15 protein-coding genes are annotated in these 15,196 nt (G+C 60.8%); 1 reads left to right on the top strand and 14 read right to left on the bottom strand.

The window, feature by feature from the left end; genetic code table 11:
- Nucleotides 1-75: 75 nt before the first annotated feature.
- Nucleotides 76-1,329 carry a DNA polymerase IV gene (gene dinB, locus DXA43_RS03795; protein WP_197032155.1) on the top strand — a complete coding sequence of 418 codons (1,254 nt, stop codon included), beginning with the start codon at nucleotides 76-78 and terminating at the stop codon, nucleotides 1,327-1,329.
- Between the two features lie 98 nt (nucleotides 1,330-1,427).
- Here the strand turns inward: dinB and rsfS are convergent, their stop codons facing one another.
- From rsfS to DXA43_RS03725, 14 genes are all read right to left on the bottom strand, one after another.
- On the bottom strand, nucleotides 1,428-1,883 hold the full coding sequence (gene rsfS / locus DXA43_RS03790; protein ID WP_117806299.1) for a ribosome silencing factor: 456 nt from the start codon (nucleotides 1,881-1,883) through the stop codon (nucleotides 1,428-1,430).
- Between the two features lie 28 nt (nucleotides 1,884-1,911).
- Nucleotides 1,912-2,445: a bis(5'-nucleosyl)-tetraphosphatase (symmetrical) YqeK gene (yqeK, locus tag DXA43_RS03785; RefSeq protein WP_199410567.1), complete on the bottom strand. Its 534-nt coding sequence runs from the start codon at nucleotides 2,443-2,445 to the stop codon at nucleotides 1,912-1,914.
- Nucleotides 2,446-2,531: 86 nt separating this feature from the next.
- A complete protein-coding gene (gene nadD, locus DXA43_RS03780; protein ID WP_117637231.1) occupies nucleotides 2,532-3,209 on the bottom strand; it encodes a nicotinate-nucleotide adenylyltransferase in 678 nt (225 codons plus the stop codon).
- Between the two features lie 3 nt (nucleotides 3,210-3,212).
- On the bottom strand, nucleotides 3,213-4,679 hold the full coding sequence (obgE, locus tag DXA43_RS03775) for a GTPase ObgE (RefSeq protein WP_199580517.1): 1,467 nt from the start codon (nucleotides 4,677-4,679) through the stop codon (nucleotides 3,213-3,215).
- A gap of 84 nt (nucleotides 4,680-4,763) precedes the next feature.
- Nucleotides 4,764-5,021 (bottom strand): 50S ribosomal protein L27, encoded by a 258-nt coding sequence (rpmA, locus tag DXA43_RS03770; protein ID WP_006236075.1) that lies wholly within the window; start codon nucleotides 5,019-5,021, stop codon nucleotides 4,764-4,766.
- A gap of 33 nt (nucleotides 5,022-5,054) precedes the next feature.
- The gene (rplU, locus tag DXA43_RS03765; protein ID WP_035138585.1) at nucleotides 5,055-5,429 is read right to left on the bottom strand and encodes a 50S ribosomal protein L21; all 375 of its coding nucleotides are present in this window, start codon (nucleotides 5,427-5,429) and stop codon (nucleotides 5,055-5,057) included.
- Nucleotides 5,430-5,496: 67 nt separating this feature from the next.
- Entirely contained in the window at nucleotides 5,497-6,309 is an 813-nt protein-coding gene (locus DXA43_RS03760; RefSeq protein WP_099431827.1) for a TIGR03936 family radical SAM-associated protein, read from the bottom strand.
- Nucleotides 6,306-8,183, bottom strand: a complete 1,878-nt coding sequence (locus DXA43_RS03755; RefSeq protein WP_117806297.1) for a TIGR03960 family B12-binding radical SAM protein — start codon at nucleotides 8,181-8,183, stop codon at nucleotides 6,306-6,308. The genes DXA43_RS03760 and DXA43_RS03755 overlap by 4 nt, the downstream gene beginning before the upstream one ends.
- Before the next feature lie 10 nt (nucleotides 8,184-8,193).
- Entirely contained in the window at nucleotides 8,194-9,123 is a 930-nt protein-coding gene (locus DXA43_RS03750; protein ID WP_117806296.1) for a YcjF family protein, read from the bottom strand.
- A gap of 18 nt (nucleotides 9,124-9,141) precedes the next feature.
- Complete coding sequence (locus tag DXA43_RS03745) at nucleotides 9,142-10,368, bottom strand: FtsW/RodA/SpoVE family cell cycle protein (RefSeq protein ID WP_055249988.1); 1,227 nt, start codon at nucleotides 10,366-10,368, stop codon at nucleotides 9,142-9,144.
- A gap of 9 nt (nucleotides 10,369-10,377) precedes the next feature.
- On the bottom strand, nucleotides 10,378-12,447 hold the full coding sequence (mrdA, locus tag DXA43_RS03740; RefSeq protein ID WP_117806295.1) for a penicillin-binding protein 2: 2,070 nt from the start codon (nucleotides 12,445-12,447) through the stop codon (nucleotides 10,378-10,380).
- Between the two features lie 13 nt (nucleotides 12,448-12,460).
- On the bottom strand, nucleotides 12,461-13,027 hold the full coding sequence (locus tag DXA43_RS03735) for a hypothetical protein (protein ID WP_117646379.1): 567 nt from the start codon (nucleotides 13,025-13,027) through the stop codon (nucleotides 12,461-12,463).
- 11 nt (nucleotides 13,028-13,038) lie between these two features.
- Nucleotides 13,039-13,980 carry a rod shape-determining protein MreC gene (gene mreC, locus DXA43_RS03730; protein ID WP_117564242.1) on the bottom strand — a complete coding sequence of 314 codons (942 nt, stop codon included), beginning with the start codon at nucleotides 13,978-13,980 and terminating at the stop codon, nucleotides 13,039-13,041.
- A gap of 78 nt (nucleotides 13,981-14,058) precedes the next feature.
- Entirely contained in the window at nucleotides 14,059-15,090 is a 1,032-nt protein-coding gene (locus DXA43_RS03725) for a rod shape-determining protein (protein ID WP_006236061.1), read from the bottom strand.
- Nucleotides 15,091-15,196 lie beyond the last annotated feature (106 nt).

The following is a 15,196-nucleotide window of genomic DNA, read 5'->3' as shown; positions in this document are numbered from 1 at the left end:
CATATCTTAGACAAGAATTCGGGATTTGCAAGCACATACACGCACCCCACATGAGCTGCGCGGTATACTCATGACATGGAAAGACGCGAACATACATACGGTTATGAGGATGCCATGGGCGTCACGCCGCCGCCCTGGACGGGTCCGGCGGTGGGCCTCATGGACCTCGATGCGTTTTTTGCGAGCGTGGAGATGCTCGATCATCCCGAATGGCGCGGAAAGCCGCTCATCGTGGGCGGAGACGCCGATTCGCGTGGCGTCGTGTCCACGTGTTCGTATGAGGCACGTCGCTTTGGCGTGCACTCTGCCATGGCCTCGGCCGAGGCGCGGCGCTTGTGCCCGCAAGCCATTTGGACGCACGGGCACTTTGATCGCTACCGCGAGGTGAGCGCGCAGGTCATGGCGATTCTTGCCGAGGAGACGCCGCGCGTTGAGCGCGTATCCATCGACGAAGCCTTTATCGATATCACACCGGGTCGCTTTGCGCCCGAAGACCCGCTACTGGTTGCGCGGCGTATAAGCGACCGCGTGGCAGCGCTGGGAGTGACCTGCTCCATTGGCGTGGGCTGCAACAAGACGGTCGCAAAGATCGCAAGCGAGCGGGATAAGCCGTTTGGGCTGACCATCGTGCGCCCCGGAACCGAGCAGCGCTTTTTGGCCGCGCTGCCGGTATCTGCCATGAGCGGCATCGGGCGCTCGGCCGAGGAGCGACTGCGCCGCATGCGCATCTACACGCTCGGCGAGCTGTCACGTTCACCGGAATCAACCTTGGCCTCTATTTTTGGCGTCAACGGCGAACGCATGCGCCAGCGTGCGCTGGGACTCGAAATATCCGAAGTAACAAGCCTCGATGAGGAACGCGAGGTTAAATCCGTGAGCAATGAGCGCACCTTTGCGAAAGATTTGACTGAGCGTGGGGACATCGAAGCGGCGATTGCGCTGTTGGGAGAGTCGGTTGGACGCCGCCTGCGCCGTCAGGGACTGACGGGCGGCACGGTAACGCTCAAGCTTAAGTATTCGTATGGCAGCGGACGCACGGCGCAGCGGCGGCTTCCCCACCCCACCGACGATGAGAACATCTTTGTGGCGGTTGCGCTCGAACTGCTCGACAACATCTGGCAGGAAGGCATGCATGTGCGTCTGGCGGGTATCGGGATGAGCGACTTTGACCATCAGGGCGGCATCCAGACCGACCTGTTCTGCGAAGTCGACGACCGCGGAGCCCAATCAAGCGACCGTCGCGACCTCTCAGTCGCGATCGATGCCGTCCGAGACAAGTTCGGCGACACCGCCCTATCTTTCGGCCGCCAATCCCGCTTCAATGATTAACCGCCTTTGTAAAAATAGAAAGCCGGGCAGGTGCGGAAAACCGCAACTGCCCGGCGAAATGCGCGAGGCTAGCTAAAAGCCCCATATCAAATGAGCCACTAGAGGAGGTCGAGGGGGAGCTGGGGGGCGTCACCCCAGAGCTTTTCTAGGCGGTAAAAGTCGCGGGCTTCGGGAGTGAAGACATGGACGACAACCGAGCCGTAGTCCATGAGCATCCAGGTCTTCTGCTCGCGGCCCTCGATGGAGAACGGATGCTCGCCGCAAGCCTCGGCAACCTTCTCCTCGATCTCGTCGACAATCGAATCGACCCGGCGGTTGTTGGTACCGGTGGCAAGCACAAAGTAGTCGCACACGTCGGAAAGCTCGGTCAGGTCGAGCACCTGCACGTCCTCGCCCTTCTTGTCGTAGGCGGCCTGCGCGGCGGCGCGGGCGACATCCTCGGCGGCGACACCGCTCGCGGACAGCGAGGCGGCGGTGCGGTCGGACGTGGCAGCGAAACTCTTGTGCTCCACACCTTCAAGAATCTGCTCGTCAGTCATGGTCTCGTCGGCCATGGAATACCTCTTTCTAGACACACCCGAGCTAGCGCAGCTGGGCGTAATGGTTGTAAATCGTAATAGCCGTGGGATAAAGATAGCGCCCGGACTGGATCACAAAGACCAGACCCTGCGCAAAACAGGAGAAGAACAACTCATCGAGCGAGGACTTCCCCACCATCTTGCGCAGCGCATGGGCATAGTCGCCGTGACGGTTGGGCTCGATGGCATCTGCCACAAAGACCACCATATCGAGCGGCGTCATGTCGCAGGCACCCACGGTGTGACGGTCGACAGCCTGGAAAACGGCCGGTGACAGCTCGGGAAAAAGCTGCGGAAGCTCATAGGCGGCAACAGGGCCATGCAAAAGCGGCGTCGCGGCGGAAGGAGAGCCAGCAACCTTGATGCCATAGTGAAGCGCGCGGGCCACGAGCTCGTCATCGGAAAGAACCTTGTCCCAGTCGTGAATTAAGCCGGCGGCAGCCGCATCAAAGCGGTCAACGCCGTAGACCTCGGCCAGATGAAGTGCGGTCTCGGCAACACCCAGCGAATGCACATAGCGCTTGCGCTTATCTTTCATGCGAACATCGAGCAGCTCTTGAATGCGCTTGAGCAGCGCGCGCTCATCGCCCTCAAACTGATCCTCTACCGACAACGTAGCCCCCATCACTCAAAATCTTCTTGGCCCAAATCGGCATATAGCCTGCGCTTGCGAATGTAGCCGAGCACGGACTCGCTCGTAAGATAGCGCACGCTCATGCCGCGGGCAACTCGCTTACGAATGTTCGTCGAGCTGATCGCCAGCGCCGGAATCTGAATATAGCGCACGTCGAACGGCAGCCCCGACTCTTTGATTCGGGCACGCGCCGTATCGATATCAAAGCCCGGTCGCGTCGCCGCAATAAAGGTAGCAAGCTCAGCGATTCGTTCGGCATCATGCCAGGTCACAATATCGATAATCGCATCGGCGCCCGTAATAAAGTAGAGCTTTACCTGCGGCGGGTAAAAATCGCGAAGGGCATGAAGCGTATCGGCCGTATAGGTTACACCCGGACGGTCAATCTCGAACCGGCTCGCCAAAAAGGCCGGGTTCGCGGCGGTGGCGAGGACCGTCATGGCATAACGGTCCTCGGCAGGCGTAACCGGCTTGTCAAGCTTAAAGGCGGGAGAGCCCGCCGGCATAAAGAGCACAGCGTCCAAGTCGAGCGACTCGCGCGCCTGCTCGGCAGTCACCAGGTGCCCGTAATGAATCGGGTCGAATGTGCCGCCCATAATGCCAAGCCGAAACTCCTTGCCCTCTTTTATGGGCAGCTCGGGCAAACCGATTCCACCGCGCAGCGACATGGCTTACTCGCCCTCCGAGGTCTCGGCATCGTCCGCGGCATCCGCCGCATCGACAACCTCGACGCCCTCATCCGCAGCATCGGCCACGTCAATGGCCTCAACGGCAACGTCCTCACCAGCGTCCTCGAGCTCCTCGTACTCCGAGAAGTCCTCAGCGCCCTCAAAGTCAAAGGCGCGCTGGCAAATGCGGACCTCGTCGCCCGCACGGCAACCGGCCTTCTCGAGCGCGTCGTCAACACCCATACGCGCAAACTTATGCTGCAGGTAGATGACGGCTTCCTCGTTTTCCCAGTCGGTCTGGATGACCATGCGCTCGATGGCACGACCGACCACGCGGAAGGCACCGGGCTCTTCCTGGACAATGCGGAAACGCTTCTCGCGCTGCAGACGGCGGCGCTCCCACTCCTCGTCGCGCAGATCGACCGGCTCAGCGGAGACCGCCAACTCGGCACGCAGCTTAGCCACCTGCTCGCCCACGGCAAGCATCAGCGTGTTGAGGCCGGCGCCCGTCACGGCGGACACGGCAAAGAACATATGTCCATCGTCGAGCGCGGCGCGCTTGAGGTCGGCAATCTTGTCGGCCGTGCCCGGCGCATCGCACTTGTTGGCGACGACGATCTGCGGACGCTCCGAAAGCTCGGCGCCATACTGCTCGAGCTCACGGTTGATGATACGGTAATCCTCGACCGGATCGCGATCCTCAAACCCGCCCGTCATGTCAACGACATGCATGATGAGCGCCGTACGCTCGATGTGGCGCAGGAACTGGTGGCCCAAGCCCTTGCCCTCGCTCGCGCCCTCGATGAGGCCGGGGACGTCGGCAACGACATAGGAGTACTCGCCGGCACGCACCATACCCAGGTTGGGCACGAGCGTGGTAAACGGATAGTCGGCGATCTTGGGTCGGGCGGCACTCATGCGCGCGATAAGCGAGGACTTGCCCACCGAGGGGAAGCCCACGAGCGCGGCATCAGCCATGAGCTTCATCTCGAGCTCAATCCAGTGCTCCTCGGCCGGCTCGCCCAGCTGGGCGAATGCGGGCGCGCGGCGCACCGACGTCACAAAGTGCGTATTGCCCAGACCGCCGGCACCGCCGGGCGCCACAACGACGCGCTCGCCATCATGCACCAAGTCGGCAATCTCGAACATCGGGGTCTGCGTCTCGGGGTCGAGCTCGCGCACCACGGTACCCATGGGAACCTTGAGAATAAGGTCCTCACCGCTCTTACCGTTACGACGGGCACCCTGCCCGTGCGTGCCGCGCTCGGCGCGGAAGTGATGCTTAAAGCGGTAATCGATCAGCGAAGACAGCTGAGCATCGGCCTGGATGACGACATTGCCGCCACGACCGCCGTCGCCGCCATCGGGGCCGCCCTTGGGGACAAATGCCTCGCGCCTAAACGACATGCATCCGGCTCCGCCGTCGCCGCCGCACACGTTAATGCGGCTGATATCGGTGAACTGTGACAACAGAATCGCCTCCTACAAAAAGAGGGAGACCCTTGAATCCTAAAACTCAAGTGCCTCCCACATATGTGCTCTATGAAGGGTGAATTACGCGTTCGCGAGCGGGCGTACGCTGACCCTGTGCTTGATACCCTTGTGGAACTCAACGGTACCGTCGACCAGCGCGAACAGCGTGTCGTCCTTGCCACGGCCAACGTTCTCACCCGGGTGGATGTGCGTGCCGTGCTGACGGACGAGAATCGTGCCCGTGGTTACCGTCTGGCCGGCATAGCGCTTCGTGCCAAGGCGCTGACCGCGGGAGTCACGGCCATTACGGGAGGAACCGAGTCCTTTTTTGTGTGCCATTGTGTATACCTACTCTTTCGTTACGAGTGTAATCTACTCGGCGACGGGAGCCTCGGCAACAGCCTCGGCCTCTGCCTTGACAGCCTTCTTGGCGCGGGACGTAGCCTGGACCTTCACGATCTTCAGCTTGGTGAGCTGCTGACGGTGACCCTTCAGACGACGATAGCGCTTACGCTTGTGGAACTTGAAGACCAGCTGCTTCTCGCCCTTGAACTGCTCAACGATCTGAGCGGTAACCTTGGCCTTGGCCAGCTTGTCGGGATCGGTGACGATCTTCTTACCATCGTTGAGGAAGATGACCGGCAGGGTGACCTTGTCGCCCTCATTGCCCTCGATCTTCTCGACGGTGATGACATCGTCGGTGGCGACCTTGTACTGCTTGCCGCCCGTGTTAACGATTGCGTACATGTTTACTTGCCCTTCATGCATCAGTTAGTGCAACAGCCGAATATAGTAGCAGGCGAAAATACCCCCGTCAACGAGTATGTGGAGCAAATCCACAAGTTCGCACAGGTATGGGGCTGACGAGTCGGCCCTCGTCGTCCTCGCATGCTTGATTCTGACGCTCGACATCGTAGGAGCAGATGGTCACGAGGTCTTGCATACCGGTGGAAACAATAGGTGCATCCACGCCCGGGGTCAAGCCCTGCAACAAAACATCAGCAGCGGAAAGCAAAATTTCCGGACGCATGGAGCCCTCGTTGTCGGCATGGGTGTCGAGCATGAGCACCAAATGGTCCGGACGCTCCCCAGCCGTGAGCTCATAGCCCACGAGCGTGTGATCCAAATCCAAGCGCTTGCTCTTTTTGCCGCGCGCGTAGTCGATGCCATGGTCCGCGCGCAGCGTGTCGATCGCACGACGCACCTCGTCGGCGCTTACGGGCGCCTCGGGATCCAAGTGCAGGTCGATGCGATACGACAGACGCGTGAGTTGCGCCGTCAACGCCGGCGTGCGCACGTCGATATACGCCGCCTCGATGGGCGCCAGATCGGCCGGAGACGCCGCAGCCAGGCGCCCAAACGCCTCGTCGAGCGCCACGAACTCGGTCATAAACAGGTCATACCACTCGCAGGTCGACGACGTACCCACCGGTAGCGCCGAAGAGAAGCCCACGCGCATGTGCGGAGAAAAGCCCTGCGTGACGGCATAGGGAAGTCCCGCGCGGCGCACGATGCGCTCAATGGTATGGATTACTTCGAGATGGCCCAGGTACTTAAGGCGATCGCGCTTGCCATAGCGAACACGAAGTCTAAAGAGCGTGGGGTTGTCGGTCAGGCGCTCACTCATGCGCGATCACCCATCAATACATTCTTGGCGTGAAGCGTGGGGCAGATTCCGCAGCCGGTGCACGACGTGCGGGTGCAGTCGGGAGTCGTGACGCCCTCGAGTGAGCGACGGCACTCGCGCTCGAGGAAGCCACGCGTGCAGCCGGGGCTCACATGCTCCCACGGTAGGCGCCAGTCCAACTCGTAGGGCAGGTGCACGAGCTCATTGAGGTCGATGCCGTTTTTGGCAGCAGCCTCCTTCCAGTTATCGAGCGAAAAATGCTCTACCCAGGCGTCAAAGCGAGAGCCAGCGCGCCAAGCGTCGATGATGACGGGCGTCATGTCACGACCGGCGCGGGACAGCGCGGCCTCGATGAGCGAGGTCTCGGCATCGTGGTAATGCACGCGGACGGCACGGTTGCGAACGCTCGTGATGAGCAGCTTCTGGCGACGCTTGACGTCGTCGTAGTCGAGCTGCGGGCACCACTGGAACGGCGTGGCAGCCTTGGGGATAAAGACCGAAACCGAGATGGACACCGAGATCGAGCCGCGACGAGCCTTGGGCACCACGGAACGACCGAGCTCCAGCACGTGATCGGCCAGATTGGCGATGGCCACGATGTCCTCGTCGCGCTCGCCGGGAAGGCCCATCATAAAGTAGAGCTTCATGCGGTTCCAGCCGGCCTCGAAGGCCGCCTTGGCCGCACGGTCCAGGTCCTCCTCGGTCACGTTCTTGTTAATGATGTCGCGCATGCGCTGGCTGCCGGCCTCGGGCGCGAACGTCAGGCCGCCCTTCTTTTCGCCGGCGACCGACTCGGCCATATCCACGCCAAACGAATCCAGGCGCTGCGACGGAATAGACACGCGAATACCCGTATCCTCCAGGCGGCGGTTGAGCCTGCCGAGCACGTCGCGAATGCAGGAGTGGTCGGTCGTGGAGAGCGAGGTCAGCGACACCTCGTCATAGCCGGTCTTTTCCAGACCCTGAATCACCGACGAGACGATCTGGCCGGCCGAGCGCTCGCGCACCGGGCGATACGTCATGCCGGCCTGACAAAAACGACAGCCGCGGGCGCAGCCGCGCAGGATCTCGATAGACAGGCGGTCGTGAACCAGCTGCGCATAGGGCACGCACGACTGCGACAGCGGATTCGTGGCGCCGAAATCCTCGACGACGCGCTTGTAGACCACGGTCGGCGCATCCTTGCCTTCACGCGGCACGGTGTAGCCATGCGGCGAGCAGGGCTCGTCGTGACGAACCTCATAGAGCGACGGCACGTAGTTGCCGGCAATGGATGCAAGCTGCTCAACAATCTGCGCGCGCGGGACTCCTTCGTCGCGCAGGCGGCGATGCAGCTGGCAGGTCTCGAGCAGCGATTCCTCGCCCTCGCCGATGAGGATGGCATCGAAGAAGGCCGCGTACGGCTCGGGGTTGTACACCGAGGGACCGCCGGCGATGATGATGGGGTCGTCTTCGCCTCGGTCGGCCGCTAACAGCGGAATGCCAGCGAGATCGAGTGCCTCGAGGAAGTTCGTCACCGCCATCTCGTGCGGCACATGCAGGCCGACGATATCAAACGAAGCGACCGGCGCTGCACCCTCGAGCGACAGCAGCGGAATGCCCGCCTCGCGCATAGCGTCACCCATATCGGGCCACGGCACATAGCCACGCTCGCAGGAGATGCCCTCGGCCTGGTTAAGAATGTTGTAGAGGATGGCGATACCTTGGTTGGGCAGACCGACCTCGTATACGTCCGGATAGATCAGGCAACAACGGTAATCGGCATCGGCCTTGGAAAGCGTGCCCCACTCGTGATCGATATAGCGGCTCGGTTTCTCGACCTTGGCGAGCAGCGGCTCAATTAAATGAAAACAGTCTTGGTATGCAACGCGCAACAGAAAACCCCTAAGCAGCGAGATCGGATGCGTCTTGGTAGGACGCCATAGGACGGGTAGCGCCCGCGACCGTGGTCACCAGATCACGAACGCGGGAGAACGTGGCAGTGACTACCTCGTTGGCACGGCTGTAGTCGACATCGCGCTCGTAGAGCGAAACGAGCGCACGGCCCATGCCATAGGTGCCCGCGGCAGCAGTGAGCGCCTTGACGGCAAACCCAATATGCGGCGTCTGCTTGACGAGCGCACGGGTGACCGCGCGGATCACAAGACCGCCGGCAAGCACGCCCGCGACCTCGTAGCCGCGCTCAGGCTTAATGCCGTGTCCAAAGACGGCAGCGAGCTCAAAGAGCATGCCCACCTGCGCCAGCGCCATAACGGGATAATCGGCGCCCGGCAAAAACACCAGCGCACCGGTCGCCATATTGGTGAGCGCGCACGAGGTGATGATACGGTTGGCCGCCGCGATGCGCATGAAGGCAAAGTTCGCCGCAAAAGCCGTTTCCTTTTCGGTGCGATCGAGAATCCAGCGGGCAAGCGTCTCGAGCAGATACGTCTTATCGGTTGCCGCCACCACGCCGAGCATGGGCGTGGACTCCTCGATAAACGGCACCTCCACAGCTGACTCGGCAAGCACGCACACGGGCGCGCCGGCGATCACGAGCTCCTGCACGGCACTCTCCAAGCGGTCGGAGCCGCACGAGAGCACCAGCACCACATCGGTATCGGTCTTTGGAGCAATTCGCTCCTCCCCCAGACGCTCGACGCGTACAATGCCCGAGGTCGTCTGCGGCACAAAGGCGTCACGCACCGTCTCGGCCAGAAAGCGCGAGGCGGACGAATCCAAATAGACCGAGACGCGCACCGGCGTATCGGAATCCTTCTTAACGGACGCGCCCATCTTAAAAGCGCGGGTCAACTTATCTACGGGAATTTTCATAGCAAACCCCTCCAGCGGTTACGCGGCGCCCGAACGATGCCGCCATATGGATTGTACGATACCCACCGTCAGCAGCTGAATCATCATCGAAGACGAACCGAAGCTAATAAACGGTAGCGGAATACCGGTAATCGGCATCATGCCGATGCACATGCCGATGTTTTCGAAGGTCTGGAACGCCCACATGCCAACGATGCCCACACACGAAAGACGCAAGAACAGCGACTCACACTTAAAGGCGACGCGAATCGTCGAAAAGATCAGCAGCACGTAGAGGCATAGGAGCAAAAAGGAACCGCAAAAGCCAAAGGTCTCGGACAGGAAGGCGAAGACGAAGTCGGTGTGGAACTCAGGCAGAAAGCCGCCGGCCGACTGCGTCGCATGGCCCAAACCCTTACCAAAGAAGCCACCCGAGCCAACGGCGATAAGCGACTGCTGCAGATTGTAGGCATCGTCCGAATCGGCATTATCGGGGTCGATAAAGACCGTCAGGCGGTTCATCTGATACTGCTTGATGAGCACATCGTGGCCGAGCAACGAATCAAAGACCGAATCGAGCGCCAGGACGAGGGCCACCAGGCCCACGAGCAGGGCCAGGGTCGACAGCACCCATTCGCGGCGTGCACCGCTCATGCAGATGACGATGGCGCCCGAGACCAGCACGACCAGGCCCGAGCCCAGGTCGCCCATGGCAACGACGGCCAAAAACGGGATGGACAGCATGCCGCAGAGCTTGACGTAGTCGCGAACGGTATCGATGCGGCCGTTATACTGCGAGCCAAGCGTGGCGATAAAGAAGATGGTGATGAGCTTGGCAAGCTCAACCGGCTGGAATGTCAAGCCGATACCGGGAATCTTGATCCAGCCCGTCATGCCCAGACCGCCTGTATAGGACAGACCCGGAATCTTGGGCGAGAAGATAACGATCAGGTCGATGACGAGCAACGCTGTCGAGAAATTGGAAATACCGCGCAGGTCGGTACGCCAGACGAGCACCGCCAGCACCGCCCCGATGCCAATTCCCAGAAGATGACGTGAGAACGAGGCATCGGCCTTAAACTGTGACGCCGACCAAATAATGATGGCGCCATAGGCAACGAGCGCGACGGTAGCCAGCAGCACACCGATATGCACCTTTTGGCGAAACGTACCGCGCGAGGCCGAAAGTTGCTTGTTGACACGGTCCAGGCTGCTGCGAGAGCCGGTCTTGGTTGAACGGAACAGATCCGCCGGAGAAAAATCCATCGCAACCTCCTATCGAACCGAAGAATCGCCCGAGGCCGAAGAGGTATCGGGCTCGTCATAAATCACGCCGAGCACGTCGCGCACGACATGCATCGCGGTATCTGAGCCACCGCCGCCCTGCTCCAGGACAGTAGCGATGACATACTTGGGATCATCGGCCGGTGCATAGGCGCAGAACCACGCGTATTCGTCCTCGCCGCTTTTCTCGCCCGTGCCCGACTTGCCGTATACCTGAGGCGTCAGGTTGCCAAAGTGAGCCGCCAGGGACGTCGATGCCGTGTAAATCACGTCGTGCATACCGTTGCGAACAAGAGCTAAATCCGAATCGCTGTTGATCTTGGCCTCCAGGCGCTTCTTCTTGCCCTTGCCGTTGTACTTATAGGCATCGCCGTCGCCATCGCGCGACACGGCAGACAAAAACACGTGAGGCACGTACTGTTTGCCGCCGTTGGCAAGACCCATATAGGCGCACGCCATCTGCAGGGGCGTCACCAGGATGTCGCCCTGGCCGATGGCAATGTTGGTCATATCGCCGGCATTCCACTTGCGGTCCTCGGCAGAGGCGTCGGTAAAGTACGACTCTTTCCACTCGGCATCGGGAATACGGCCCGCGCCCTCACTCGGCAGATCGATACCGCAGGTCTTGCCTAGGCCCCAGCGACGAAAGACCTCCTGCAGGCCCTCGGAATGTTGCTCGTCATAAAAGAACGCCTTGCCCATGTCGTAGAAGACGGGGTCGCACGAGTTGGCGATACCCGACTGCAGCGTCATGGTGCCGTGGCCAGACGTCAGCCAGCAGCGCTTGCCCCAAGCCTTGCCCAAGCCCGTCCAATAGCCCGTGCAGTTGGTTGTCTGCGTTGAAGTGTAGGTTCCAAACTCAAGACCAGCCAGTGCCGAGAGCGGCTTGATGGTCGAGGCCGACATGTACTGTCCGCTAATGGCGCGGTTGAGCAGCGGGTGCGAACCCTTGTCATCATTGAGCTCGGTCCACACGTCATTTGAGACGCCGCCGATAAAGACGGACGGATCGAACTTGGGCTCGCTCGCCATGCCCAGGATCTCGCCATTGTTGGGATCGAGACACACCACAGCGCCGTTGCCGGCATTGCTGTAGCCAGTGGTCTTGGCAAGCTCGATGGCGCTCGCCAGCGCCGTCTCACAGGCCTGTTGGATCTTAAGGTCGAGCGTGAGCTTAATGTCGGAGCCGGCCTTGGCGGGCACGGCGCCGGCCTGACCGGTCACGTTGCCCGAGGCATCGACCTTGACGGTCTGCTCGCCACGAATACCCTGCAGCAGGTTTTCGTAGTAGCTCTCAACACCCGCCTGGCCCACGATATCGCCCGACTGGTACGTAATCCGGCCAGCAGAAGCATCATCATCACCAGAGGTTTTCTTATTCTGGGCCTCGAGCTGCTCGGAGGTAATGGTGCCGGTATAGCCCAAGATATGGCATGCCGTCTCGCCATATGGATACTGGCGCTCGGTACGCTCGGCAATCTTGACGCCCGGGAACTCGCCGGCGTGCTCCTGAATATAGGCAACCGTGGAGCGACGGACGTCCGTCGCGATGGTATGCAGGCTCTGAGCGCCCTCGGAATTGTCCTGAATATTGCGCAGAACCGCCACGTAGGGCATACCGAGCACGTTGGCAAGATGGCGAACCAGAACCTCATCCTCGGCAAGGTCGCGGTAGGCCACGACAGCAAGTGAGGGACGGTTCTGGACAAGTGCCACGCCATTGCGGTCGAGGATGCGGCCGCGCACAGCGGGTGTGGTAACGGTGCGCGTCTGATTGCTATTAGCCTGCTTTTCGTAATAGTCCGACGAGACCATCTGCATGCCCCACAGCTTGACGGCAAGCGCCGCGAACATCGCGCCCACACCCGTGGTGAGGATGGAGAAGCGGCCCTTAAAGGCGGTCGCCGCGGTATTGCCCTCGCCCTCGGTGGCGCGCGGGGCCGTTCCATGCTGCGTATCGTAGGTAAAACGAGAATCGCCGCGACGCATGATGACCAGTGCGACCACGATGGCCACAACCAGCACGATACCGGCGATAATAACCGTCATCTGGGAAGACATCTACGAGCCTCCCCTATTTGAGCTTACGGGTCTTGGGCTTAAAGCGCATGCCCGTCTGGCGTCCGCCACGTGCGGAGAATCCATAACCGGACTGCGGCACGACGCCGGACATCAAAAACGGAATGGCAACCAGACCCGTCAGGATCGAAGACGGCAGTGCATGGCCGAAGATCGCCACGACAAAGCTCGTCTCCAAACCCATAAACAGCAAGATGATGCTGTAGATCACATTAATGACGAACGCGAAGGCGCCCACAGTGATGCCGCGCGCACTCGGGGTACCGCCCGTCTGACCGGCAGCGCTATGCACCAGGGCAAAAGAACCCACGGTCAGCAGGAGCGACATAACGCCCACCGGCACGGCAGCGGAAAGGTCATAGAACAAGCCGCTGCAAAAACCGCACACGACGGCACGGGTCGGGTCGCCCGAGAACACGCTTAGGCACACCAGGATAATCATAAAGTTGACGCGACCGCCCGCAATGGAGATCTGCGGTGCCAGGCCTGCCTGCAACAGCACGCACACGATGGCGGCGATTACAAACGTGCGGGAGCTCATCCCCTGCTCATGTAGATCCATGGACATGCCCCCTATTCGCTCGAGCCGGAATCGGTCGTCTCGGACGTGTCGGAACTGTCATCCGGGCTCTCGTCCTTCGTCTTGGTCGCAGCATCGCGCGACGTTCCCTGCGGCGTGCTGTTGGCCGTGTTCACGTCCTCATCCGAGGCCGACTGTTCGTCGGTCAGCGAGGTAATGACCAGCACTTCCTCGTTGTTCTCGGCCGTCGTCTGGGCGCGCACCACAATGGTGTAGTACACGTCGTTTGCCGATTTCTCAACCGACGAGACGGTGCCGAGCGGTAGACCCTTGGGGAACACACCGCCAATGCCCGAGGTCACGATGATGTCGCCAACCTTAACGTCGGAGTCGACGCTCACGTACTCAAGACGCAGCGTGCCGTCAGCCTGACCCTGCAGCATGCCCTGGGCGCGCGTGTCCTGCACCATAGCGGATACGCCCGAGTTCTCGTCGCCAATCAGGCGCACGGTGGACGTCTTGGCCGAGACCTCGATAATCTGGCCTATGACACCGGCAGAACTCGTCACAGGCATGTTGATGGTAAGACCGTCGGCAGAACCCTTATCGATGGTGACGGTCGAGGTCCAGGCATCGCCCGAAGCGCCGACGATACGAGCTGCGGTTGATTTGAGGTTGTAGGTCGACTGCAGGCCGACCAGCCCCTCCAGTCGCTCGGCGGTCTTTTGAGCCTCGGAGAGCTCGGCAACCTTAGAGGTCAGTTCCTCGTTTTGCTTCTTAAGCTCGTCAAGCGTGTCCTGCGACGCCGTAAGGTTAGAGAACACGTTACCGATCGCATTGAAGGGAGCCGCCACAGCCGAGCCCACAAAGCGCACCGGCGAGGTAATCGTCGTCACGCCCGAGCGCACGGCATGAATCGGTCCTGCCTCGCCCTCGCGGATGTAAAACGTGAGCAGCAACACCGAAATCAGGCTGAAAACAATCAACGGGCGCATACCCGTTGATTGTCGCTTGGTATTCAGATTTGTGGAGAAACCCGAAGATCGTGCCAAATGGAATCCACCTTTTGGAAATTAAGCATTGGTCTGGACGAAGCCGCCATCAAACGCATTGGCCTCGAGCACGCGGGCACAGCCGTTAACAACGTTATCGAGCGCCGTGGGGCTAACATTGACCGAAACGCCGGTCTCATCGCGCAGGCGCACATCGAGACCGCGCAGCAGCGCGCCGCCACCGGTCAGCAAAATGCCATAGTACATAAGGTCCGAGGCAAGATCGGGAGGCGTAGCGTCGAGTGCGTCCTTGACGGCCTTGGCCATCTCGTCGAGCGGCTTGTTGAGTGCGCGACGAATCTCCTCGCTCTCGATGCGCACGGTCTTGGGCAGACCGGTGATCACGTCGCGGCCGTTGACCTCGACGTCGAGCTCGTCCTTGAGCGGCACGGCGGAGCCGACCTTGATCTTGATGTCCTCTGCCGTACGCTCGCCGATGGCCAGGTTGTAGGCATCACGAACGTGCGTGAGGATGGCCTGATCGAACTCGTCGCCGGCAATACGGATGGACTGCGAGACGACGATGCCGCCCATAGCGATAACGGCAACCTCGGTGGTACCGCCACCGATGTCGATGACCATGGAGCCGGTGGGTTCCTCGACGGGCAGGTCGGCGCCGATGGCAGCCGCCATGGGCTCTTCGATCAGATAGGCCTGGCGGGCACCGGCCTGGATCGTGGCCTCAAAGACAGCACGCTTCTCGACCGACGTGACACCGGAGGGAACGCAGACGACAACACGCGGACGCGGAGTCCACGGATAGCGCTTCTCGGACGCCTTGTCGATAAAGTAGCGAAGCATGGCCTCGGTAACATCGAAGTCGGCGATGACGCCGTCCTTCAGGGGACGAACGGCCACGATGTTGCCGGGCGTACGGCCGAGCATGCGCTTTGCCTCGATACCGACCGCCAAGATGCGCTCGTCGTTCTTGTCGATGGCGACAACAGAGGGCTCGCGAATGACGATGCCCTTGCCGCGCACGGAGACAAGCGTATTGGCGGTGCCGAGGTCGATGGCAAGATCGCCCGCATAGCTACCGAAGAACATATCCATCAAAGAAAACAACGCAACTCCTGATGTGTTGGATGATTGCTGGAAAACTACTAGCTCATCATACTAGCGCAAGCCCGGCGCCTCACTTGCGGTGAAGCGCCGGGCA

It is taken from the genome of Collinsella sp. OF02-10 (assembly GCF_003463445.1).
GTDB lineage: Bacteria > Actinomycetota > Coriobacteriia > Coriobacteriales > Coriobacteriaceae > Collinsella.
The sequence above is the reverse complement of the archived record's forward strand: the minus strand, read 5'-3'. Positions and strand labels throughout refer to the sequence as shown.